The 23,400-nt window shown below is 59.1% G+C and carries 23 protein-coding genes; 11 read left to right on the top strand and 12 right to left on the bottom strand.

Annotation, left to right across the window (positions count from 1 at the left end):
• Window positions 1–31: 31 nt before the first annotated feature.
• The 3 genes from ABLU50_RS21935 to pcaH all read right to left on the bottom strand — a co-directional run bounded on the left by ABLU50_RS21935 (window position 32) and on the right by pcaH (window position 2,490).
• Window positions 32–955 carry a LysR substrate-binding domain-containing protein gene (locus ABLU50_RS21935; RefSeq protein ID WP_004143800.1) on the bottom strand — a complete coding sequence of 308 codons (924 nt, stop codon included), beginning with the start codon at window positions 953–955 and terminating at the stop codon, window positions 32–34.
• A gap of 177 nt (window positions 956–1,132) precedes the next feature.
• Window positions 1,133–1,753, bottom strand: a complete 621-nt coding sequence (pcaG, locus tag ABLU50_RS21930; RefSeq protein ID WP_087833020.1) for a protocatechuate 3,4-dioxygenase subunit alpha — start codon at window positions 1,751–1,753, stop codon at window positions 1,133–1,135.
• Window positions 1,750–2,490, bottom strand: a complete 741-nt coding sequence (gene pcaH, locus ABLU50_RS21925) for a protocatechuate 3,4-dioxygenase subunit beta (RefSeq protein ID WP_004202816.1) — start codon at window positions 2,488–2,490, stop codon at window positions 1,750–1,752. The genes pcaG and pcaH overlap by 4 nt, the downstream gene beginning before the upstream one ends.
• Before the next feature lie 239 nt (window positions 2,491–2,729).
• Here pcaH and ABLU50_RS21920 point away from each other — a divergent pair, with 239 nt between their 5' ends.
• From ABLU50_RS21920 to rimL, 4 genes are all read left to right on the top strand, one after another.
• On the top strand, window positions 2,730–4,073 hold the full coding sequence (locus tag ABLU50_RS21920; RefSeq protein ID WP_023318417.1) for a VOC family protein: 1,344 nt from the start codon (window positions 2,730–2,732) through the stop codon (window positions 4,071–4,073).
• 41 nt (window positions 4,074–4,114) lie between these two features.
• Window positions 4,115–5,620: a carboxylesterase/lipase family protein gene (locus ABLU50_RS21915; RefSeq protein WP_023318416.1), complete on the top strand. Its 1,506-nt coding sequence runs from the start codon at window positions 4,115–4,117 to the stop codon at window positions 5,618–5,620.
• A gap of 315 nt (window positions 5,621–5,935) precedes the next feature.
• On the top strand, window positions 5,936–7,591 hold the full coding sequence (locus tag ABLU50_RS21910) for a glucan biosynthesis protein (protein WP_048294958.1): 1,656 nt from the start codon (window positions 5,936–5,938) through the stop codon (window positions 7,589–7,591).
• Window positions 7,592–7,643: 52 nt separating this feature from the next.
• Entirely contained in the window at window positions 7,644–8,222 is a 579-nt protein-coding gene (rimL, locus tag ABLU50_RS21905) for a 50S ribosomal protein L7/L12-serine acetyltransferase (RefSeq protein ID WP_004202802.1), read from the top strand.
• Here the strand turns inward: rimL and ydcK are convergent.
• A complete protein-coding gene (gene ydcK / locus ABLU50_RS21900; protein WP_087833022.1) occupies window positions 8,208–9,188 on the bottom strand; it encodes a YdcK family protein in 981 nt (326 codons plus the stop codon). The genes rimL and ydcK overlap by 15 nt on opposite strands.
• Window positions 9,189–9,299: 111 nt before the next feature.
• On the opposite strand from ydcK, the gene tehA reads away from it, so the two are divergent.
• The 3 genes from tehA to ABLU50_RS21885 all read left to right on the top strand — a co-directional run bounded on the left by tehA (window position 9,300) and on the right by ABLU50_RS21885 (window position 11,828).
• Window positions 9,300–10,304 (top strand): dicarboxylate transporter/tellurite-resistance protein TehA, encoded by a 1,005-nt coding sequence (tehA, locus tag ABLU50_RS21895; protein WP_087833023.1) that lies wholly within the window; start codon window positions 9,300–9,302, stop codon window positions 10,302–10,304.
• Window positions 10,301–10,897, top strand: a complete 597-nt coding sequence (tehB, locus tag ABLU50_RS21890) for a tellurite resistance methyltransferase TehB (RefSeq protein ID WP_087833024.1) — start codon at window positions 10,301–10,303, stop codon at window positions 10,895–10,897. The genes tehA and tehB overlap by 4 nt, the downstream gene beginning before the upstream one ends.
• A gap of 262 nt (window positions 10,898–11,159) precedes the next feature.
• Window positions 11,160–11,828, top strand: a complete 669-nt coding sequence (locus tag ABLU50_RS21885; protein ID WP_004202796.1) for a DUF3313 domain-containing protein — start codon at window positions 11,160–11,162, stop codon at window positions 11,826–11,828.
• A 47-nt stretch (window positions 11,829–11,875) separates the two neighbouring features.
• On the opposite strand, the gene ABLU50_RS21880 is transcribed toward ABLU50_RS21885, so the two are convergent.
• Window positions 11,876–12,772, bottom strand: a complete 897-nt coding sequence (locus tag ABLU50_RS21880) for a DMT family transporter (RefSeq protein WP_032456156.1) — start codon at window positions 12,770–12,772, stop codon at window positions 11,876–11,878.
• 185 nt (window positions 12,773–12,957) lie between these two features.
• On the opposite strand from ABLU50_RS21880, the gene ABLU50_RS21875 reads away from it, so the two are divergent.
• Complete coding sequence (locus ABLU50_RS21875; protein WP_004202793.1) at window positions 12,958–13,827, top strand: AraC family transcriptional regulator; 870 nt, start codon at window positions 12,958–12,960, stop codon at window positions 13,825–13,827.
• Here the strand turns inward: ABLU50_RS21875 and ABLU50_RS21870 are convergent.
• On the bottom strand, window positions 13,804–14,970 hold the full coding sequence (locus ABLU50_RS21870) for a benzoate/H(+) symporter BenE family transporter (protein ID WP_087833025.1): 1,167 nt from the start codon (window positions 14,968–14,970) through the stop codon (window positions 13,804–13,806). The genes ABLU50_RS21875 and ABLU50_RS21870 overlap by 24 nt on opposite strands.
• 184 nt (window positions 14,971–15,154) lie before the next feature.
• On the opposite strand from ABLU50_RS21870, the gene ABLU50_RS21865 reads away from it, so the two are divergent.
• Window positions 15,155–15,724, top strand: coding sequence for an XRE family transcriptional regulator (locus ABLU50_RS21865; RefSeq protein WP_004202791.1), 570 nt, complete (start codon window positions 15,155–15,157; stop codon window positions 15,722–15,724).
• A 10-nt stretch (window positions 15,725–15,734) separates the two neighbouring features.
• Here the strand turns inward: ABLU50_RS21865 and ABLU50_RS21860 are convergent, their stop codons facing one another.
• Complete coding sequence (locus tag ABLU50_RS21860) at window positions 15,735–15,902, bottom strand: hypothetical protein (RefSeq protein WP_032431237.1); 168 nt, start codon at window positions 15,900–15,902, stop codon at window positions 15,735–15,737.
• 33 nt (window positions 15,903–15,935) lie between these two features.
• Between ABLU50_RS21860 and ABLU50_RS21855 the strand changes: the two genes are divergently transcribed.
• Window positions 15,936–17,897, top strand: coding sequence for a U32 family peptidase (locus tag ABLU50_RS21855; protein WP_087833026.1), 1,962 nt, complete (start codon window positions 15,936–15,938; stop codon window positions 17,895–17,897).
• Window positions 17,898–17,909: 12 nt separating this feature from the next.
• Here the strand turns inward: ABLU50_RS21855 and ABLU50_RS21850 are convergent, their stop codons facing one another.
• From ABLU50_RS21850 to ABLU50_RS21830, 5 genes are all read right to left on the bottom strand, one after another.
• Window positions 17,910–18,143 carry a DUF2554 family protein gene (locus tag ABLU50_RS21850; protein ID WP_017900476.1) on the bottom strand — a complete coding sequence of 78 codons (234 nt, stop codon included), beginning with the start codon at window positions 18,141–18,143 and terminating at the stop codon, window positions 17,910–17,912.
• Between the two features lie 149 nt (window positions 18,144–18,292).
• Window positions 18,293–18,559 carry a hypothetical protein gene (locus tag ABLU50_RS21845; protein ID WP_323084161.1) on the bottom strand — a complete coding sequence of 89 codons (267 nt, stop codon included), beginning with the start codon at window positions 18,557–18,559 and terminating at the stop codon, window positions 18,293–18,295.
• Window positions 18,560–18,673: 114 nt separating this feature from the next.
• Complete coding sequence (locus ABLU50_RS21840; RefSeq protein ID WP_004202785.1) at window positions 18,674–18,799, bottom strand: DUF2474 domain-containing protein; 126 nt, start codon at window positions 18,797–18,799, stop codon at window positions 18,674–18,676.
• Entirely contained in the window at window positions 18,799–19,809 is a 1,011-nt protein-coding gene (cydB, locus tag ABLU50_RS21835; protein WP_087833027.1) for a cytochrome d ubiquinol oxidase subunit II, read from the bottom strand. The genes ABLU50_RS21840 and cydB overlap by 1 nt, the downstream gene beginning before the upstream one ends.
• Window positions 19,809–21,206 (bottom strand): cytochrome ubiquinol oxidase subunit I, encoded by a 1,398-nt coding sequence (locus ABLU50_RS21830; protein ID WP_023318407.1) that lies wholly within the window; start codon window positions 21,204–21,206, stop codon window positions 19,809–19,811. The genes cydB and ABLU50_RS21830 overlap by 1 nt, the downstream gene beginning before the upstream one ends.
• 721 nt (window positions 21,207–21,927) lie before the next feature.
• Here ABLU50_RS21830 and ABLU50_RS21825 point away from each other — a divergent pair.
• The gene (locus ABLU50_RS21825) at window positions 21,928–23,340 is read left to right on the top strand and encodes a PLP-dependent aminotransferase family protein (protein WP_023318406.1); all 1,413 of its coding nucleotides are present in this window, start codon (window positions 21,928–21,930) and stop codon (window positions 23,338–23,340) included.
• The last annotated feature ends 60 nt before the right edge of the window (window positions 23,341–23,400 follow it).

Below are 23,400 nucleotides of genomic sequence, written 5' to 3'. Positions count from 1 at the left end.
CCCGGCCGCTACGGGCCGGGGGATCAGCGGATCAGGCAGGCATTGATTTACGAATAGCGCTGAGCAGGGTTTGTGTCCCGGGGGTCAGCGTCGCATCGACGCGGGTTAGAATGCCGATGGGCTCCCCGGCGCCCTGGGTGGCAATCGGCAGGGCGGTTAGTACGCCACGGCGAAGATCGTCTTTCACTGCGCCGGAAGGGACGAACCAGACATAGTCAAAATCGACCGTGAGCTGGCGCGACAGTGAAGCGGAGAGGGTCTCGATGCAGCCGGCGGGCATTTTACAGCCCTGGCTCTGGAGCAGCGCTTCGGCGTTTTGCCGCGGCACGGTGCCCTTTGGCGAGACCACCACCGGCCACTCCATCACCCGACTGAGGGTCACGGTCTCCTGCAGCAGAGGATGTCCCGGGCGTACCACCAGCTTAAGGGATTCCAGGAACAGCAGTTCGTAATGCAGCCCGCTCATCAGCTCCGGATCGGACATCCGTCCGATGCCGATGTCGATCTCCCCGGATTTTAACCCGGCGAGCAGCATGGTGTTGTTCATGGTGGCGACCTGCAGCGTGATATCTTTTTGCTGCTTATGGAACTGGCCGATCACCGTCGGTAGGATCCCCAGCGCGGCGGTAGGCAGCGCGCCGATGCGCACGATATCGTTATTCAGCCCCTCTTTACGGTTCAGCGCCTGGCCCGCCGAGTTAAGGGCATCAAGCACTTTCACGGCATGAGTCAGAAACTGTTCCCCGACCAGGGTCAATTGCGCCCCCAGACGTCCCCGCTCAAACAGACGGGTACCGGTCAGCTGTTCAAGCTCGTTAAGCGTTTTTGAAAGTGCTGGCTGGCTCAGATTTAAAGTTTCAGCCGCGCGCCCCAGCGTTCCCTGTTGAGCGACGGCCACGAAGGTGTGTAGATGGCGCAAGCGAATGCGCTGACTGAAGAGACCATTTTTTTCCATAGTAAGATGATGTTAAAAACACAGCGGTGAAAGAGACAAGCGGCCTTGTTTAAATTTGATAACCAGATAGCAAAATATTATTAACATTTGAGCTGATTACATTACAAGATCTTTCCCTATGGTTTAACACGCCGTCGCCCCGGCTGTGCGGGGCGACGGCGGTAGTCAGCATGGCCGCTAGATATCGAAAAAGACGGTTTCGTTCTCGCTCTGCAGATAAATGTCGAAACGATAGACCACTTCCGCACCGCGAACCTCGCGCTCGGCTATTAAGGTTTTGCGTCTCACCTCCCATTCGATGAGATTCAGCACCGGGTCGCTGGCGTTGGCCTCGTGCTCATCGGCGAAATACATCCGCGTATTCAGGCCAATGTTGATCCCCCGCGCCACCACCCACAGATTGACGTGCGGCGCCATCAGACGGCCGTCGCGGCCAACCACCGCGCCGGGCTTGATGGTTTCAAAGCGCCAGACGCCGGAGGTGAAGTCAGAGCAGGTGCGCCCCCAGCCGCGAAAGCCTGGGTCGACCGCTTTCTGCTGCTGACGGTCCTCAGGATGGTTATAGCGTCCCGCGGCGTTAGCCTGCCAGATCTCCAGCAGCACGTCGCGGACCGGGGTCCCGGAGCCGTCGATAACCCGGCCTTCAATGGTGATCCGTTCCCCGACCGTATCGGCGGTGGTGAGAACCGGACCAAAATTTTTTTCAAAAATATGAAAACCCGCCGCGTCCGGTGCCAGACCGATATGAACATAGGGTCCCGCAGTCTGCGAGGCGGTTTCAGGCAGATACTCTTTCATCGGGCGGCCCCCTGAGTGCGATTTTCAAACAGCGTGGCGCGATGGCCGCGCAGAACAAGGTCGAAGCGGTAGGCCAGACAATCCAGCGGCACGGCGGCGTGCATGTCCAGCTCGGCGATCAGGGTGCGCACGGCGTCGTCATTATTAATGGTCCTGACGATCGGGCACTGCTTGATCAACGGGTCGCCTTCGAAATACATCTGGGTGATCAGGCGCTGGGCCCAGGCGTCGCCTGAAAGCGAGAAATGAATATGCGCCGGACGCCAGTCGCTGGCCTGGTTGCGCCAGGGGTAGGGGCCGGGCTTGATGGTGCGAAAACAGTAATAACCGTTTTCGTCGGTCAGCACCCGACCGCAGCCGCCGAAGTTCGGGTCAATCGGCGCCAGATACTGATCTTTTTTATGTCGATAGCGGCCGCCGGCATTGGCCTGCCACACTTCCACCAGGGTGTTTTTCATTGGTCGGCCGAAACCATCCCGCACATAGCCGTGCACAATGATCCGCTCGCCAATCGGCAGGCCTTCTTTGGCATAGTTAAGGATAAGGTCATTATCCAGCGGGCCCAGGTCGTCGCGGCTAAACACCGGGCCGGTAATCTCTGACAGCGAGTTCTGCAGGGAGATTAGGGCGTTTTTCGGGGAGCGCAGGACGCTGGTTTTATAGCCCGGGGCGTAAGCGGGCGGGTGACTACTGTAATCGCGATGGATAACCTCGCGCGGGGACCATTTATCGTTCATCGGGTACTCCGTATAGAGGGTAGAGAGGCATGTTGTTGTAATGTCGCCAGAAACAGTGTGTGTAAATATATTGTTAATTTAAAGTGAAATTGCAGGGTGTTTTTCATAACCATCGGTTATGCCCTGCGCCATGCCCATGACCGTAAGCAGGTTATCGCCATCACAGTTTGTAAATTCTTCCCCCCGCCGGGAGGCAGCTTTCCTACACTCCAGGAAGTATTCACTGGAGGTAACACATCATGGCGAACACCATCACGGCTGATGAGATTCGGGAGCAGTTTTCGCAGGCCATGTCGGCCATGTACCAGCAGGAAGTTCCGCAGTACGGGACGCTGCTGGAGCTGGTGGCTGACGTCAACCTGGCGGTACTGGAAAATAATCCGAAGCTGCATGAACAACTGGCCAACGCCGACGAGCTGGCTCGCCTGAACGTTGAGCGCCACGGGGCGATCCGCGTGGGCACAGCGGAGGAACTGGCGACGCTGCGTCGCATGTTTGCCATCATGGGGATGTATCCCGTCAGCTATTATGATCTTTCACAGGCCGGCGTGCCGGTTCATTCCACGGCGTTTCGTCCTGTCGACGATGCCGCGCTGGCGCGCAATCCGTTTCGGGTTTTTACCTCGCTGCTGCGTCTGGAGCTGATCGAAAACCGCGCTCTGCGTGAGCGAGCCGAGGCGATCCTCGCCCGGCGCAACATATTCACTCCCCGCTGTCTGGCGCTGATCGCCCGGCACGAGGCCGAAGGGGCGTTCACCCCTGCGGAAGCCCGCGAGTTCGTGCAGGAGGCGCTGGAGACCTTCCGCTGGCACCGGCATGCCACTGTCGATGAGGAGACCTACCACGCGCTGCATCGCGAGCATCGCTTGATAGCCGATGTGGTCTGCTTCCCGGGATGTCATATCAACCACCTCACGCCGCGAACGTTGGATATTGACCGCGCGCAGGCCCTGATGCCGGAGTGCGGCATTGAGCCAAAGGCCCTGATCGAAGGTCCGCCGCGCCGGGAGGTACCGATCCTCCTGCGACAGACCAGCTTCAAGGCGCTTGAGGAACCAGTAATGTTCGCCGGCGAACACCGCGGCACTCACAGCGCCCGCTTCGGCGAAATTGAGCAGCGCGGCGTGGCGCTGACGCCAAAAGGACGCGCGCTATACGACCGATTGCTGCAGGCAGCAGGGACCGGCAAAGACAATCTCAGCCACCAGCTGCATCTGCAGGAGGTATTCCGCGAATTTCCCGACAGCGAATTTCTGCTGCGTCAGCAGGGGCTGGCCTGGTTTCGCTACCGCCTGACGCCGGCTGGCGAGGCCCATCGCCACGCGTTTCGCCCGGGCGACGATCCCCAGCCGCTGATCGAGCGCGGGTGGATAGTGGCCCAGCCTATCGTCTATGAGGATTTTTTACCGGTCAGCGCGGCGGGAATTTTTCAGTCCAATCTGGGTAACGAAACCCAGGCCCGCAGCCACGGGAATGCCAGCCGCGAAGCCTTTGAAGCGGCGCTGGGCTGTCCGGTGCAGGATGAATTTGAACTTTACCAGCAGGCGGAGGAGCGCAGCAAACGACGTTGCGGTCTGCTGTAAAATCAGTAACCTGCTGGCATCAGCCTTACAGGGAGCAGGTTATGCAACATCCGTCGAAACCGTTGGCGAAAACCCGGCAGGGCACGCTGGCCGGGAGCGCAGAGCAGGGGATCCATATCTGGCGCGGCATTCCGTACGCCGCGCCGCCCGTGGGGCCGCTGCGCTGGCGCGCGCCGCAGCCTCCCGCCCGCTGGCCGGGCGTGCGTCAGGCCGACGCCTTTTCCGCCGCCAGCTGGCAGGACATCGACTACTGCCGCGAACTTGGCGGCGGGGATCCCGGTCGCTTCAGCGAAGACTGTCTCTATCTCAACGTCTGGGCCCCCGCCAGCGCAGCGCAGCCGCTGCCGGTGATGGTCTGGCTGCACGGTGGCGGGTTTACCATCGGCGCTGGTAGCCTGCCGCCTTACGATGGCCTGGCGCTGGCCAGCCGCGACGTGGTGGTGGTGACGGTCAACTACCGTCTGGGCCACCTCGGCTTTTTCGCCCACCCGGCGCTGGAAGAAGAGGCGGGCGAGCGGCTGTATAACTTCGCGCTGCTCGACCAGATCGCCGCCCTGCAGTGGGTCCAGGAAAACATTCACGCCTTCGGCGGCGACGCCGCCAACGTCACGCTGTTTGGCGAATCCGCCGGCGCGCGCAGCGTGCTGTCGCTGATGGCCTCGCCGAAAGCGAAAGGGTTGTTCCATAAAGCGATTATTCAGAGCGGGTATACCTTACCCGATCTGCCGCGGGAAAAGGCGCTGGAGAAAGGCCGTCTGCTGGCGGAACATTTCGCCTTACCACAGGCCAGCGCTGAGCAACTGCGGGCAATCCCGGCGGAGGCCTTCTGGTCGCTTTCCGCCCCGCTGAATATCGGGCCAGCGCCCATTGCAGGCGATATCGTGCTCCCGCAGCCGATGCTGGAGACCTTTTTTGCCGGGCGCCAGCATCCGATGCCGGTGATCATCGGCTCCAACAGCGATGAAGCCAGCGTGATGGCGGTGTTTGGCGTCGACATCGCCGGGCAGATCCAGAAACTGCGCCGTGAGCGCCGTCTGGGTCTGGGACTGATCAAACTCCTCTATCCCGGCGTAAAAGGCGATGAAGCGCTGGGGCGGGAAGTCTGTCGGGATATGGCGTTTACCACCCTCGGCTATGTGGTGATGCAGGCCCAGCAGCGCGTGGGCCAGCCGTGCTGGCGGTACTGGTTCGATTATGTCGCGGAAGCGGAACATGACGCCTATCCGCACGGCGCCTGGCATGGCAACGAGGTGCCCTACGTGTTTGATAACCTGCGGCTCACCGACCCGGTGCGGCAGTATGCCAGTGAAGCGGATCTGGCCTTCGCCGCTCAGGTCGCTGACTACTGGGTCCAGTTTGCCCGCGTCGCCAGCGGCGAGCAGGTGCTTGCCGGCGCGGTGCGCTGGCCGGCGTGCCTGCGCGGACGGGATCGTTTGCTTCGCATTGGCCTGCATAAGCGTGCCGGGTTTAAAGTGGAGAATCGCTTTATGCGCGCCCGGCTGGCGCTGTTTCGCCGGGTGATGAAGCACCACGTGACCCTCGAATAAAGGGGATGGGGGCGGCTCAGCGGGGCACGCCCCTGCTGCAGGCCGCGGGTGGCTAAGAAACGGCCCGGCGATGAGACAGGGCGCCGGGAGAGTGCTGTCCGCTTTGTTTAAGGCGGGTTTGCGTTAGATATTGCGCTCTCCCTCCGCCGGCGATGAAAAAACAGCCTGTTCTGGTAGACAGGGCTTTTTTACCGTTTTTCTGCTGGCAACAATTGGATTATTAATCGTTTTTGTCTAGAGTGGGCGGAAATTATCACGCAGCGTGATGACGCGTTGCGAATCATTTCACCCGTGCAGAAGGACGCTTTCTCAGGCATGAACCGCAGACGTTTTCTTAAATCTTCCATGGCTGTTGCCGCCGTATGCGGAACGTCAGGAGTCGCTTCCTTATTCAGTCAGGCCGCGTTTGCTGAAGACGCGGGCATTGCCGACGGGCAGACGCGTCGTTTCGATTATGCCGTGCTGCAGGCGATGGCCCACGATCTGGCGCGCCAGCCGTGGGGCGGGGCACCGCGCGATCTACCGCCGACGCTGGCCAATCTCACCCCGCAGGCTTATAACAGCATTCAGTATGACGCTAACCACTCGCTATGGAACAACATTGAAGAACGCAAACTGGATATCCAGTTTTTCCACGTCGGGATGGGGTTCCGTCGCCGCGTGCGCATGTTCTCTTTAGACGCCGCCACCCAGCAGGCGCGCGAGATCCACTTCCGTCCGGAGCTGTTCAAGTACAATGACGCCGGGGTAGATACCCGGCAGCTGGAAGGGCAGTCCGACCTCGGCTTCGCCGGGTTCCGGGTATTTAAAGCACCTGAGCTGGCGCGCCGGGATATCGTGGCGTTTCTCGGCGCCAGCTATTTTCGCGCGGTAGACAGCACCTACCAGTATGGCCTGTCGGCCCGTGGGCTGGCGGTGGATACCTTTACCGATACCCCGGAAGAGTTCCCCGATTTCACCTCTTTCTGGTTCGAAACGGTCAAAGGGGACGCCACGGTCTTTACCGTTTACGCCCTGCTCGACAGCCCGAGCATCACTGGCGCCTACAAGTTCACCATCCACTGCCAGGATACCCAGGTCATTATGGACGTGGAGAACCATCTCTACGCCCGCAAGGATATCAAACAGCTGGGGATCGCGCCGATGACCAGCATGTTCAGCTGCGGCAACAACGAGCGTCGGATGTGCGATACCATCCACCCGCAGATCCACGACTCCGATCGGCTGTCGATGTGGCTGGGCAACGGCGAATGGGTCTGCCGGCCGCTGAACAACCCGCAGAAGCTGCAGTTCAACGCCTTCCAGGACAAGAACCCGCGCGGCTTTGGTCTGCTGCAGCTGGACCGTGATTTTTCCCACTACCAGGACGTGATGGGCTGGTATAACAAGCGTCCCAGCCTGTGGGTTGAGCCGCGTAACCAGTGGGGCAAAGGGGCGGTCAGCCTGATGGAGATCCCGACCACCGGTGAAACGCTGGATAATATCGTCTGCTTCTGGCAGCCGGAAAAGGCAGTGAAGGCGGGCGACGAACTCGACTTCAGCTACCGTCTCTACTGGAGCGCACAGCCGCCGGTCAGCACACCGCTGGCGCGTGTGCTCGCCACCCGCACCGGGATGGGGGGCTTCCCGGAGGGATGGGCGCCGGGCGAACACTACCCGGACAAGTGGGCGCGTCGTTTTGCCATCGACTTTGTTGGCGGCGATCTGAAAGCGGCCGCGCCGCGCGGTATTGAACCGGTGATCACCCTCTCCAGCGGCGAAGCGAAGCAGATTGAAATCCTCTACGTCGAGCCGTTCGATGGCTACCGGATCCTCTTCGACTGGTATCCGACCTCCGACTCGACCGACCCGGTGGAGATGCGTCTGTTCCTGCGCTGTCAGGGAGAAGCCATCAGCGAAACCTGGCTCTATCAGTACTTCCCGCCGGCGCCGGATAAACGTAACTACATTGACGACCGGATCATGAAATAACCCCGTGACAGCTGTGGCCCCAGGCACCCCCTGCGGGCCCGTAGAGAGCCCCATGACCACAGACATTCCAGCAGTACCGGAGTCGATCCCGGTGACCGAGGCGCTGACGCTTATCGCCATTGATGAACGCTACGTCAGCGACCTGCACCAGCTGGTGGTGAAAAACCAGCGCTGGCTACAGCAGTCGCTCAGCTGGGCTGGCGAGGTGCGCAGCGAAGAGGAGACCCGCCGCCATGTGCAGGGTAACGTGATGCTGCATCAGCGGGATTACGCCAAAATGTTTTTGCTGTTTCTCGAAAAGCGGCCGATTGGCGTTCTGTCGTTCAACCAGATCGAGCCGCAGAATAAGACGGCCTATATTGGCTACTGGATCGATGAGGATCACCAGGGGCAGGGGTATCTGTCCCGTTCCCTGCAGGCCTTTATCCACCACTATGCCCGCAGCGGGCTGGTGCGCCGGTTTGTGATCAAATGTCGGGTGGCGAATACCCGCAGCAACCAGGTGGCGTTGCGTAACGGGTTTGTTCTGGAAGGCTGTCTCCGACAGGCCGAGTATCTGAACGGCAGCTATGACGATCAGAATATCTACGCCCGCATTATTGACCGCGACGAGGCGCTACAGGGCGCCTAACAGCGGCGTTCGGGTGATCTGCTGTTGGCCGCCGAGGGTCTTCGGGCCGCGCAGGTGAATGGCTTCTCCTTCCCGTGCGGCGATTTGCACCTCGTCCCCAAGAGTGACCTGGTGCTCAACGATCACATCGCCGACGATGACAGCCCGCCCCTGGATCAGCACGTCGTCATCAAGCAGAATCGGTCCACCGCGCAGCTGCGCCTCGCCGCCCACCATCGCCCGATGCTTTAGCAGACAGTTGCCTTCAATCACCGCATTCTCCGCGACCTGCGAGCTGTAGCGCACGGTGGGAATGGCGTCCTCACCGCGTCCCGCGATCAGACGGGCATGCCCGTAAATCCGCGCGTTATCGCACACCCAGACGTCGTTCTCCTCGTTTCCCTCGAGCCTGGCATGCTCAAAGACTTCCGCCCGATGTTCGACAAAAGCGTGTTCGACGAAGGCCTCGCCATAGATCTGCGCCTGGTGGAGAATGCGCGACGCGCTGACGGTGGCTCGCTGATAAATCTGCAGCACTTTGTCGCGATCGGCGGTCAGCCCACGGGCGGCAATGACTTGACAGTGGGGCAGAAGACGCGCCTCGTCGGCGAGGCGACAGTAGCCGCGCACCAGACTCTGGCTAATCGTGACGTTGTCACCAATCTGCGCGTGATGGCTGACCTGCGAGGCGTGAATGGATGCCCGTCCGCTGATGATAGCCCCATGGCTGACCACGCAGGGGCCATTGAGTCGGGCATCGTCGAGGATGCGCGCCCCGGCGAAGACCACGCTATTGGCATCGTAGATCCAGCACTCTCCCTGCTGGCTGAGGGCGCTTTCTTCATCCACCCAGCCGCCTTCGCTGCCCGCTTTGACGTCAGCGAAATCGATAAGCGCCACAATCTGGCGCAGGGTGACGCACTGTTTGCCATCCTCTTCCTGGTAACAATACTGCCGGGTCTGTTCGCTGAGACGGTATTTACGCATTCCCGATCCTCATTACTTATGGTTAACATAAACATAGCAAAGATCGCCGTAGCGCGTGGTATAAGGTTCCTTTAGAATGCAACTTCAAATTTAATTGATAACATCAATAAAATGAACAAAACGTATAGGCCGCAGCAGGTGCTGAACCTGCCGGCGGGATATTTTGGCATGGTGCTTGGCACCATCGGGATGGGCTTTGCCTGGCGTTACGCCAGCACCCTCTGGCCGGTCAGCCGCAGTATTGGTGATGGGCTGGTGACGCTGGCGATAGCGATATGGGTCCTGCTCAGTATGGCGTTTATCAGCCGGGCGATCCGCTTTCCGGCGAGTGTGCTGCAGGAGATGCGACATCCGGTCAGCAGCAGCTTCGTCAGCCTGTTTCCCGCCACCACGTTGCTGGTATCGATTGGTCTGGTGCCCTGGTGCCGACCGCTGGCCATCGGGCTGTTTGTGCCGGGCGTGGCGCTGCAGCTGGCCTATGCCGCCTGGCAAAGCGGCGGCCTGTGGCGGGGAAACCATCCTCGCGAGGCCACTACGCCGGGGCTGTATCTGCCCACGGTGGCGAATAATTTTATCAGCGCGATGGCCTGCGGCGCGCTGGGGTTTACCGACGCCGGACTGGTGTTCCTTGGCGCCGGGGTCTTCTCCTGGCTGAGCCTCGAGCCGGCTATCCTCCATCGTCTGCGCAGCGCAGGCGAACTGCCGACCGCGCTGCGCACGTCGCTGGGGATCCAGCTGGCGCCTGCGCTGGTGGCCTGCAGCGCCTGGCTCAGCGTTAACGGCGGTGAGGCCGATACCTTCGCTAAGCTGCTGTTCGGCTACGGTCTGTTGCAGCTGCTGTTTATGCTGCGTCTGATGCCCTGGTATCTTCGCCAGCCGTTCAATGCTTCTTTCTGGAGCTTCTCGTTCGGTATCTCCGCCCTGGCCACCACCGGCCTGCATCTGGGCCAGGCGAAGGCGGACGGCTTTTTTCATCATCTGGCGCTGCCGCTCTTTATTTTTAGCAATCTGGTCATCGGCCTGCTGCTGCTGCGCACAGGGCTGCTGTTGGTCAGCGGGAAACTGTTGCTACAGGTCGACCGGGAAACACTCCTGAATAAGAAGGAAGGATCATGACAACGCGAGACGCGGATTATTTTAGTGAAAAATATGGCCTGACCCGCACCCACTCTGAGGTGCTGCATGCCGCGACGATTGTGCCGCCGGGAAGGGCGCTGGATCTGGGCTGCGGCAACGGACGTAACAGTCTTTATCTGGCGGCGAATGGCTTCACGGTGACGGCGTGGGATAAAAATGCGATGAGCATCAACAATCTGGAGACTATTCGCGCCGCCGAAGGGCTGGATAATCTGCAGACCGCGGTGAAAGACCTCAACAGCCTGGCCTTTGACGGCGAGTATGATCTGATCCTCTCCACCGTGGTGATGATGTTCCTTGAGGCCGACACTATCCCTGGACTCATCGCCAATATGCAGCGTTGCACCGCCGCCGGGGGCTATAACCTGATTGTCGCGGCGATGGACACTGAGGACTATCCCTGCACCGTCGGCTTCCCGTTTGCTTTTAAACCCGATGAACTTCGGGAGTACTACCGGGACTGGGAATTACTGAAATATAATGAGGACGTCGGTGAGCTGCATCGGACCGACGCCAGCGGCAACCGGATCAAATTGCGCTTCGCCACGCTGCTGGCGCGCAAGTCCGCATAATCCTCTGCGGCGCGTGAAATTGCTGAGATTGACCGCGCCGCCTCTCACGAATACACCTCGGATCAAGAAGCGCGAAAATCCTCGCTGAAAAGAAGGGTTAAAGCCGACCTGTTAACGTTTTAAGTAATTATTTAATAACGTAATGTTGATCCCATCAATATTTGTATATCTTCCTTGACGAAGCCCTCATTTTGTCACAAAACTAGTGGGTCTTATCTGCTATAACGTCTGCCGAAAAAACTGCATTTACAGGGATCTCTTTATGCGTACTCGCGTGTTATTTAAAGTCGCCGCTCTGGCGGGGATGTTAGCGTTGACGGGCTGTGCGTCCAAACTGGCGCAACCGAATCAGTATTCGGGCTTTTTAAAAGACTATTCCAACCTGAAAGAAGCCACCACTGCCTCCGGTAAGTCGGAGCTGCGTTGGATCGATCCAAACTACAATCCGGCCAACTACGATAATGTCGTCTACCATCCGGTAACGTACTATCCGGTACCGAAGCCGACGACCCAGGTGGGTGAAAAGGCGCTGCAGGATATTTTGAATTACACCAACAAGCAGCTCAAACAGGCCATTTCCGAGCGTAAACCGCTGGCAACCACCGCCGGCAAGCGTAGCCTTATTTTCCGCGGGGCGATCACCGGAGTGGACTCCAGCAAAGAAGGGCTGCAGTTCTATGAAGTGGTTCCGGTAGCGATGATTGTGGCCGGTACTCAAGCCGCCACCGGCCATCGTACGATGGACACCGACCTCTATTTTGAAGCCGAACTGATTGACGCCAGCACCAACAAGCCGGTGATCAAAGTGGTTCGTAAAGGTGAGGGCAAAACCCTGGCCAATGAAAACACGCCGCTGACTATCGAAACCATGAAGCAGGTGATCGATGATATGGCGGTAGACGCCGTCAAATTCGACCCTTCCCAGCGGTAATCTCGTCAGCGCCGTCTGCCGACGGCGCTGATTTATCTTCCGCCGTTTCAGGCCAGCTTTCGGCGCAGCAGCAGCTGTTCCGGTTTGGCAAACATCACCAGATTACCCAACAGGATCAGCGCCAGTCCGATAACGGCGTTGCTGTGCCATACATACCCTTCATAGACGGTGGAGATGGACAGGGCGACCAGCGGAAACAGCAGCGTACTGTAGGCGGCTTTGCTGGCGCCGATGCGCCCTACAAGGGTGAAATAGGCGCCGAAGGCGACAACTGAGCCGAACAGCGCCAGGTAAAGCAGGGCGCCAAGATAGCTGACGGTCCACTCTGGCATGAAATTATCCCCGCGGAGCAGAGCGATAGCCCCCATCACCAGCGTGCCGTACAGCATCGCCCAGCTGTTGGTGGTCAGCGTCTCCAGCCCCCGCCGCTGGTGACGAATACTGAACATATTGCCCAGCGAAAAGCCATAGGTGCCCAGCGCGCTCAGACCGATCCCCCACAGTAGCGTAGCGTTTAGCCCGTTGGCCAGCAGGTCATCCCAGAACAGGGTGACGATACCGGCCAGACCGAGCGCGGCGGCAGCCCAGAAGCGTCCCGGCGGCTGCTGGCGGAAGAAAAGAAAGCTGTTGATGGCGTTAAACAGTACCGCCATGGAAAAGATCACCGATTCCAGACCGGTGTTGATCCAGGCGGCGGCGGTATAAAAGCACCAGAAATTGAAGCAGAAGACGCAGCAGCCCTGCAGCAGGCAGCAGAAATGGTCCTTCGCGCCCAGCGGCCGCAGACGTCGTGTGACGAGCAGAATCGTCAGCATTGTGACGCTGGCCACGGCGAAACGCCAGAATATCGATACCGGCGCCGCCACCGGCCCCTGCTGTAAAAAAATAGCAATCCACGTCGTCCCCCAGATAACGACAACGAGTGCATAAAGTAATGCGTTCACCCTGGTTCTCCTCTGCTTGTTGAACGGAGGAGTATGCCGCCTGCCGCAACCTGCGGCTTTCATCCGCTTGTTGTCGGCTTGCAAATTCTTGCGCTTATTTGTCTTTTGCCGGCGGTGAGGACTGGAAACCGCATCGCAGTCTCCCTAGACTAGAGTTTTCTTGACAGAACAGATGTGTGAAGGCGATGGGTTACGGGACGTTTGAAACATTACGGCGACAGAATGCGGTGCTGAAGGGCACCGTGGAGCTGAATTCCGGTATTCAACTGGCCGCGTGGTATAACAACTGCGATACCGTGACGGTGCGCAGCGATCATCATACCTTAAGCCTGTACATCGCCGATGGTTATGAAAGCTATCAAAAGACGCCGCACGGCTGGAAGAATGGCGGCGGCCCGGATCGCTTTTGCCTGATGCCGAAAGGCGATGAAAGCGTCTGGGATATCCGCGGCGATCTGTCGTTTGTCCATCTCTATTGTACCGATGCGCATCTGCGCCGCGTTGGGGAGGAAGTGTGGGATCGCAGCCCGGCTAACTTCACCCTGCAGGAAAAAACCTTCGCCAGCGATGACAAAATCACCAGCGTGTATCGTCAGTTTTTGCTGGCTAATGACTGGCGACAGCCGGCGAACCAGCTGACACTTAGCGCCGCCAGCAGTTTGTTGCTCACCCATCTGATCCAGCACTATTCCACAGTGCAGTGGCGCTTGCCCTCGGTCACAGGAGGACTGGCGCCAGGGGTGAAGCGTCACGTGCTGGCCTGGATTGACGCTCATCTCGATCAGCCGTTGACCCTGGCCGACCTGGCGCAGCAGGCGGGACTGAGTGAATTTCATTTTGCCCGTATGTTCCGCCAGTCGCTGAATATGGCTCCGCATCAATATGTGATGCAGCAGCGAATGGCGAAGGCGCAAAACCTGATCTGCCACAGCGCGCTGCCGCTCACCGAGATCGCTCTGGCATGCGGTTTCAGCTCCGCCAGCCATTTCAGCCATCGGGTCAAAGCCGCCACCGGCCTGACGCCCTCCCAGCTACGGGCGGCGCAGCGCGGATAACACGCCGTAGCTCACTCCGCCGAGCATCACGCCCCAGAACGCCGAACCAATTCCCGCCAGCGTCACCCCGCTGGCGGTGATCAGAAAGGTCAGCACCGCCGCGTCGCGCTCACTGGCCTGGTGTACCGCCTGAAACAGGCTACCGCCGATGGTGCCGAGCAGCGCCAGGCCGGCCAGCATCTGGATCCACGCTGTCGGCAGGGCCGACATCAGCGCAGTGATCGATCCCCCGAACAGACCGGCCAGCAGATAAAAACCGCCGGCAGCCATGGCCGCCAGCCAGCGCTGCTGAGGATCCGGGTGCGCTTCCGGGCTCTGGCAGATGGCGGCAGTGATCGCCGCAATACAGATGGAGTAGACCCCAAACGGCGCCAGCAGCAGCGCCAGCACCCCGCAGACAACGATCAGCGCGGAGACCGGTACGACATAGCCTGCTGCCTGCAGGGTAGCGAACCCGGGCGCGTTCTGTGAAGCCATGGTGACGAGGAAGAACGGCAGGCCGGCGCTGAGAAGCAGCGCCGGGGTAAACTGCGGGGCGATCCATTCCGGTGCGACAAACGCCAGCGGCACAGCGGCGCTGGCTACTTCCCCGGAGACCGCGGCTATCAGCGCCCCCGCAGCCAGCGCGGCCACCACGGCGAAGCGGGGCCACAGCGCCTTACACAGAAGCCAGGCGGCGAGCATGCCGCCGCACAGCAGCAGATGATCCTGTAAGCCGGCGAAGGCTTGCAAACCGAAACGCAGCAGAATGCCGGCCAGCATTGCGGCGGCCAGCGAATGGGGAATGATTTTCATCAGCCAGGCAAACAGGCCTGTGACGCCGCAGAGGACGATCAGCGCATTGGCGAAGATAAATACCCCCACCGCCTCGGGTAGGGTCACCCCCTGCAGGCCGCTGACCAGCAGGGCGGCGCCCGGCGTTGACCAGGCGGTGAGCACCGGCACTTTTCGCCAGCCGCTCAACGCGAGGGTGCTGACGCCCATGGCGAGGCCCAGGGCCGTCATCCAGCCGGCGATCTGCCCGGGCGTGGCGCCGGCGGCCGCGGCGGCCTGCCAGATGATGGCGGCAGAACTGGCGTAGCCCACCAGCACGGCGACGAAGCCGGCGAACAGGGTGGGAAGCGGAACGGTAAACGAGCGCATAGTTTTCTCTTGTGCGTTATAACGTCCGTTTACTCTATCATTGTACGTTATAGCGCACAAGCTATTCGCGGCGTGAGGGTAGCGCCACCGAGGCGCTCGTCGCAAACGGCCCGCGATGCCGCTAATCGCCCTGTAGAATGAGGCAAATGGGGGTATACTCTGGGCTGAAAAATCAGGAGGTAGGATGAATATTGCGCAACATCTGGCGGCCACCCTCAAACATCTGCGTCAGCAGCGCGGCTGGAGCCTGTCGCGTCTGGCGGAAGAGACCGGGGTGTCGAAAGCCATGCTCGGGCAGATAGAGCGGAATGAATCGAGTCCGACGGTAGCGACGCTGTGGAAGATTGCCACCGGGCTGAACGTGCCGTTTTCGGCATTTATCGTTCCGGATGACAGCGTGGCGCCCTCCGCGTTTGACCCGCAGCAGCAGGCGATGGTGGTAACCCCTGTCTTTCCGTGGGACCCGGAGCTGCGCTTTGATCATTTCTCGATAACCCTCGCTCCCGGGGCGCTGAGTGAATCGACGCCGCATGAACAAGGGGTGATTGAGCATGTGGTGGTGATTAGCGGTACTCTGGAGCTCTGCTTACAGGGGGAGTGGCACTCGCTGCAGGCGGGTGAGGGGCGGCGCTTCGCCGGCGATGCGGCGCATGCCTATCGGAACAGCGGCGTCCTGGCGGCTCATTTCCATTCGCTTATCCATTATCCAAAAGAAAAAACCGCGGGCGAACCCGCGGCCAGACAAGATGACTGATGATAACCACTCACAACGTGACGAGGAAAATCCGGAATACGTAATGACAGTACTCTGTACGGTGATTTGAAGGAAATATCTTTTCCTTCAATACTTTGCTGAAAACTGAAAATTCGTCGTCCCGCGACGGCGGAAAAGGTTTTCGTCTGCGCCCGGTTCTGACTACAATAGCCGCCATTTCGACCTCCTTATACTGGATAACAACACGCGTATGCGCCTGCACAATCATCGTCTTGAACTTCTTAGTCCTGCCCGCGACGCCGGTATCGCTCGCGAAGCGATCCTTCACGGCGCTGACGCCGTTTATATCGGTGGACCTGGCTTTGGCGCCCGCCACAACGCCAGCAACAGCCTGAGTGACATCGCCGGGCTGGTGCCTTTCGCCCATCGCTTTGGCGCCAAGGTCTTTGTGACGCTGAACACCATTCTGCATGACGATGAGCTGGAGCCGGCGCAGCGGCTGATCACCGATCTCTATGACGCGGGCGTCGATGCGCTGATTGTTCAGGATATGGGGATCATGGAGCTGGATCTGCCGCCAATCGAGCTGCACGCCAGCACCCAGTGCGATATCCGTAGCGTGGAGAAAGCAAAGTTTCTCTCAGACGCCGGCTTCAGCCAGATCGTGCTGGCGCGCGAGCTGAACCTCAGTCAAATCAAAGCCATCTACGATAATACTGACGCCACCATTGAATTCTTTATCCATGGCGCGCTGTGCGTGGCCTATTCCGGCCAGTGCTACATTTCCCACGCTCAGACCGGACGCAGCGCCAACCGCGGCGACTGCTCGCAGGCCTGTCGCCTGCCGTATACCCTGAAGGACGATCAGGGGCGCGTGGTGGCCTATGAAAAGCATCTCCTGTCGATGAAAGACAACGACCAGACCGCCAACCTGGCGGCGCTGATCGACGCCGGGGTACGCTCCTTCAAAATTGAAGGCCGTTACAAAGACATGAGCTACGTGAAAAACATCACCGCTCACTACCGCCAGATGCTGGACGCCATAATCGAAGACCGCGGCGACCTCGCGCGCGCTTCAGCCGGCCGCACCGAGCATTTCTTTATCCCGTCCACCGATAAAACCTTCCACCGCGGCAGCACCGACTACTTCGTTAATGCCCGTAAAGGCGATATCGGCGCCTTTGATTCGCCAAAATTTATCGGACTGCCGGTGGGCGAAGTGCTGAAGGTGGGTAAAGACCATCTCGACGTCGAGGTTAGCGAACCGTTAACCAACGGCGACGGCCTTAACGTGATGATTAAGCGCGAAGTGGTGGGTTTCCGCGCCAATACCGTGGAAAAAACTGGCAAAAATCGCTATCGGGTGTGGCCGAACGAGATGCCTGCGGATCTGCATAAAGTGCGTCCGCATCAGGCGCTTAACCGCAACCTCGACCACAACTGGCAGCAGGCGCTGCTGAAGACCTCCAGCGAACGCCGCATCGCCGTAGACGTCACCCTAAGCGGCTGGCAGGAGCAGCTGGTTCTCACCATGACCTGTGAAGATGGCGTCAGCGTGACCCATACCCTTGACGGGGCGTTTGCCGAAGCTAACCAGGCAGAGAAAGCGCTAACCAACCTGCGTGACGGTGTCACAAAACTGGGGCAAACCATTTATTATGCGCGCGATGTGCAGGTCAACCTGCCGCCGCTGTTTGTTCCCAACAGCCTGCTCAACCAGCTGCGTCGTGAAACCGCCGAAATGCTGGATGACGCGCGTCTCAACGCCTGGCAGCGCGGTACCCGCAAGCCGGTCTCCGTGCCGCCCCCGGTTTACCCGGAGACCCATCTCTCCTTCCTCGCCAACGTCTATAACCATAAGGCGCGGGCGTTCTACCAGCGCTATGGCGTGCAGCTGATTGATGCCGCCTATGAAGCGCACGAAGAGAAGGGCGATGTGCCGGTGATGATCACCAAACACTGCCTGCGCTTTGCCTTCAATCTCTGTCCGAAACAGGCGAAAGGCTCCATCAAGAGCTGGAAAGCCACGCCGATGCAGCTGATCCATGGCGATGAAGTGTTAACCCTGAAGTTTGACTGCCGTCCGTGCGAAATGCACGTGGTCGGCAAGATCAAAAACCATATCCTCAAAATGCCGCATCCGGGGAGCATCGTGGCCTCCGTTAGCCCTGACGAGCTGATGAAGACCCTGCCGAAGCGCAAAGGGGTCTGATCGGCGGCGACGCTACTGGCTGTGTGATGCCCGCGGTTTGCGGGCGTCCTGCCAGCGGTGATGCTCGCGCAGGTCGGCGGCGTTCTCTTCGCACCGGCTGCGAAGCTCATCGCTATCCGCCTCATGCAGCAGCTGCTGTTCGAGACCCTGTACCGGAAAGTAATCGTGCCCCTGACGGTGGGCCAGCAGATGCCCGGAAAATAGCGCGCACAACAACAGCAGGGCACTCGTGCTTCTTCTCAACATACCTTTTCTCTGTGAATCAATGGCGTGGGCTTACTATGCCAGGGGCTGTGCAGGTTTTTTTCCCGATTTATCAAAGAAGGGCAAGGGTTTGTCAATGTCTGCTGAAAGAGGGTGAAAAAAGCCTGGCGTAGAAGGCCAGGCCTGAGGGATTACGCTTTTGGCGGCAGTGGTCTCCCGCTGTGCTCGCCGCCTTTTGGCGGCTGCTTACCACCATGCTGCGGTTGTTTGCCGTCTCGTTGCGGTTGCTTGCCATCATGCTGCGGCTGCTTGCCGTTGTGTTGCACTTGCTTACCGTCGTGTTGGCCCTTTTTCGCCGGCAATTTACCCTGATGGTGCGCGCCTTTTTCTGGCGGCGGCGGCGGGTTGTCGGCAGCGAAAGCCCATGACGATATTCCCAGCGTCAACGCGGCGGACAGTAAAGCTAACTACTTCATAGCAATATCCTTTATTCTGATGTGTCCGCGTATTTCAGCAGGTAAAAGTGAAGACAAGATGGAGAAGTCCAGATCCGGAATACTCTGCATCCCGGTTCAAACTTTAAGACCTGCGGCGGTCATCAGCAGGCGAAATAGCAGGCTGATGGCGGCCAGCGTCAGCACGCTGCCTCCCCACAGCGCGATCAGCCACAGCAGACGTTTGGACCAGACGGTTTTCATCAATGATACCCCTCCCCGGGCTGGACTTTGCCGCGGAACACGTAATAGCTCCAGCAGGTATAGCCAAGAATAACCGGAATAATCAGCAGCGCGCCCACCAGCATAAAGCCCTGGCTTTGCGGCGGGGCGGCGGCCTGCCACAGGGTGATCGACGGCGGAATAATATGCGGCCAGATGCTGATCCCCAGTCCGCTAAAGCCGAGAAACACCAGGCTCAGCGTCAGGGTGAAAGGCGAGACATGGCGGTCATGCAGAGGCAGCGTGCGCCATAGCCAGGCGCTAATCAGGAGCACCAGCAGCGGCACCGGCAGCAGGAAATAGAGATTCGGCAGGCTGAACCAGCGGGCGGCGATCGCCGGGTGCGCCAGCGGCGTCCACAGGCTGATGACGGCAAATACCCCCAGCAGCGCGATCAGCATCTGCCGCGACGCCCTGCGCATCCGCTGCTGCAGCGCGCCTTCGCTCTTCATTACCAGCCAGGTGGCGCCGAGGAGCGCATAGGCCACGCACAGCCCGAGTCCGCAAAAGAGGTTGAACGGGGTCAGCCAGTCAAACATGCCGCCGCTGAAGGCGCGACCGCTGACGGTAAAACCATTAATCACCGCTCCGACCACCACGCCCTGGCTGAAGGTTGCCAGCAGGGAACCGCCGAAAAAGGCGCGATCCCAGAACGGCCGGTGCGACGGCGTGGCCTGGAAGCGAAATTCAAAGGCCACGCCGCGAAAGATCAGGCCGATCAGCATCAGGGTCAGAGGGATCGACAGGGCGTCGATTATCACCGCGTAGGCAAGAGGAAAGGCGCCAAACAGACCGGCGCCGCCCAGCACCAGCCAGGTCTCATTGCCATCCCAAACCGGGGCGACGCTGTTCACCATCACGTCGCGCTCTGTGCTGCCCTCGACCGTGCCGAACAGTATGCCAATGCCCAGATCAAAGCCGTCCATGACGATGTACATCAGCGTGGCAAAGACGATAATCACGAACCAGATCACCGATAATTCGATACCCATTAGCGGGACTCCTTCTGCAGATAACCTTCAGTAGCGGCGGACAGTGGGCGGGCTGGCGTACCGGTTGTCGCGGGTTGCACCGCCTGCGGCCCCTTGCGGATCAGGCGCAGCATATAGCTGTAGCCAACGCCGAAGACGGCGCTATAAACCACAATAAAGGTCAACAAACTGACCGACATATGCAGATCGCCGTGGGCGGAAACGGCCTCGGCGGTGCGCTGAACGCCATACACTACCCATGGCTGGCGGCCCACTTCGGTGGTCACCCAGCCGGCGAGAATGGCAATCAGTCCTGAGGGGCCCATCCACAGGGCGAAGCGCAGAAACGGCCGCGAGTGGTACAGCCGGTCGCCACGGCGCAGCCACAGGGCCAGCACCCCGAGCAGCAGCATCAGCATACCCAGACCGGCCATCAGGCGAAATGACCAGAACACCACGGTGGAGTTTGGGCGATCCTCAGGGGCGAACTCCTTCAGCGCCGGCACCTGTTTATCCAGGCTATGGGTGAGGATCAGACTGCCCAGCGCCGGGATCTCAAGCCCGTAGCGGGTGCGCTCCTGCTCCATATCTGGCCAGCCAAACAGCAATAATGGCGTAGGCTCGCCGGGCGGGTTTTCCCAGTGGCCCTCAATGGCGGCGATTTTTGCCGGCTGGTGTTTCAGGGTGTTCAGGCCATGCATATCGCCGATCAGCGCCTGGACCGGCGCGACCAGCAGCGTCATCCATAGCGCCATGGAGAACATCTTGCGGATCGCTGGCGACTGATTGCCGCGCAGCAGATGCCAGGCCGCCGAGGCGCCGACGAACAGCGCGCTGCTGAGAAATGCCGCCACCGTCATGTGCAGTAAGCGGTAGGGGAACGACGGGTTAAAAATCACCGCCAGCCAGTCGACGGGCACCACCTGGCCATCGACGATTTCAAATCCCTGCGGAGTCTGCATCCAGCTGTTGGAGGCGAGGATCCAGAAGGTTGAGATGATGGTCCCCAGGGCTACCATGCAGGTGGCGAAAAAGTGCAGCCCCGGCCCCACGCGGTTCCAGCCGAAGAGCATGACCCCGAGAAAACCGGCTTCGAGAAAGAACGCCGTCAGGACTTCATAGGTCAGCAGGGGGCCGGTGATGCTGCCCGCGAACTGCGAGAAACCGCTCCAGTTAGTGCCGAACTGATAGGCCATCACCAGCCCGGATACCACTCCCATACCGAAGTTGACGGCGAAGATCTTCGACCAGAAATGGTACAGCGAGCGCCAGGTGGGATTTTTGCTTTTCAGCCACAGGCCTTCGAGAACCGCCAGGTAGCTCGCCAGGCCAATGGTGATGGCGGGAAAGATAATATGAAACGAGACCGTAAAGGCGAATTGAATTCGCGCCAGATGGAATGCATCAAGACCGAACATGCAGGACTCCACAACAAAATTGATTCAGCGCAATTTTAGGCAGGGCGGTGGCAAGGGGGCAGAGGCAGTCGGGCCATTTTTTAGCATAACAGTTAACGGCTGTTATGATCTTTTTGCCTGTCTCCGGGACATTCGGCGCAGTACTGCCCCTCGAGGGAGTCGCGCCGTTTTTTCAACCCTGAAAGCACAACCAAATTATTGGCCATGGGGAAATATGGATTATATATATCCCTTAATTATCGAAGGCTTACGAATTGGCTTAGACCTGAACTGAGGCGGCTATGGCCTTTCAGGTTTTTTGGGCAATATCCTCAGAGCACGACAGTCAGAGCATTTCTTGTCGGTACTTTATTCATAAAAGTTTATGCTTCAACTCATTTATTAGTATTAGGAACAGTAAAAAAGATGAGGCAGTTAATTGTGAATTAAATAATTTTAAATTGTCGTCTTTTACCGCGCTTTGTATTTTATTCTCAGGATATCAATACAAAGGAATGTACATGTCAGAAAAAGGATTACATAGTTTATGTATTACGCTCGGTATCATGCTCATTTTTTGGTTGGGCATAATTACGTTGTTTTGGGCAATTTTCGCGTAACTCCGGCCTGGGGGCTTTCTGCGCGATAGGGTTGCGCTGTTTTACATAACAGTTTCTTAAAACTGTTAATTTATAACAACTGATATATGATAAAAGGAGGTTGCAGCAAGGAAAGGGTAACAATGAAAAAGTATCAACAGCTGGCGCAGCAGTTGACCGACCAGATCGCGCTGGGCGTCTGGTTACCGGGCGATCGGCTCCCCTCGCTGCGCGAGCAGGTGATCAGCAGCGGCATGAGCTTTATGACCGTCAGCCATGCCTATCAGCTACTGGAAAGCCAGGGGCGTATCGTCGCCCGACCACAGTCAGGGTATTACGTTGCCCCCCAGCCGGTGAAGCTTCGTCAGCCGGCGCCGCCTGCCCAGGTGACCCGCGATGAAGCGGTTGATATCAATACTTACATCTTTGAGGTGCTTCAGGCCAGCCGCCAGGCGTCAATGCTGCCCTTTGCCTCGGCCTTCCCGGATCCGCGCCTCTTTCCGCTCCAGCAGCTTAACCGTTCGCTGGCGCAGGTGAGTAAAACCGCCACCGCCATGAGCGTGATTGAGAACCTGCCGCCGGGCAACGCGGAGCTACGGCACGCCATTGCCCGGCGCTATGCTCTGCAGGGGATGAACGTCTCGCCCGACGAGATCGTCATTACCGCCGGAGCGCTGGAGGCGTTAAACCTTAGCCTGCAGGCGGTGACCGAGCCGGGGGACTGGGTGGTGGTGGAAAATCCCTGTTTTTACGGGGCCCTGCAGGCGCTGGAGCGGCTGCGCCTGAAGGCGCTGTCGGTGGCCACCGACGTCAAGGAGGGCATTGACCTGACGGCGCTGGAGGCGGCCCTGCAAAACTATCCGGTCAAGGCCTGCTGGCTGATGACCAACGGTCAGAACCCGCTCGGCTTCACCCTCCGCGCCGAAAAAAAAGCGGCGCTGGTGGCGTTGTTGGCGCGCTATAACGTGATGCTGATTGAAGATGATGTTTACAGTGAGCTCTATTTTGGCCGCGAGAAGCCGTTGCCGGCGAAGTTCTGGGATCAACAAGATATGACGCTGCACTGCAGTTCGTTTTCAAAATGTCTGGTGCCCGGCTTTCGTATCGGCTGGGTGGCGGCAGGGAAACAGGCGCGGCGGATCCAGCAGTTGCAGCTGATGAGTACGCTCTCCACCAGCTCGCCGATGCAATTAGCCCTGGTGGATTACCTGTCGACCAAACGCTACGACGCCCATCTGCGCCGTCTCCGTCGCCAGCTGGCGGAACGTAAACAGCAGGCCTGGCAGGCGCTGCTGCGCCATCTGCCGCCGGAGGTCACTATTCATCACAGCGACAGCGGCTATTTTCTGTGGATCGAACTACCGGAAGGGGCGGACGCCAGCGTGCTGAGCGCCCGGGCGCTGGCGTCGCACATCAGCATCGCTCCGGGAAAAATGTTTTCCACCTCTGCCAGCTGGACCTCGTTTTTCCGTTTCAATACCGCCTGGGGCTGGGGAGAACGCGAAGAGCAAGGGGTGAAGCGGCTGGGTGAACTAATTCGTGAGCAGCTTTCCTGATCGCTTTGGCTATTTTTCGCCGCGATAACCAATCGCTATAAATAAACGAAGAGTTTTTTT

Origin of the sequence: Klebsiella sp. GG_Kp173, from assembly GCF_040062415.1 — a bacterium.
Lineage (GTDB): Bacteria > Pseudomonadota > Gammaproteobacteria > Enterobacterales > Enterobacteriaceae > Klebsiella > Klebsiella quasipneumoniae.
This window is presented reverse-complemented; position numbering and strand designations above follow the sequence as displayed.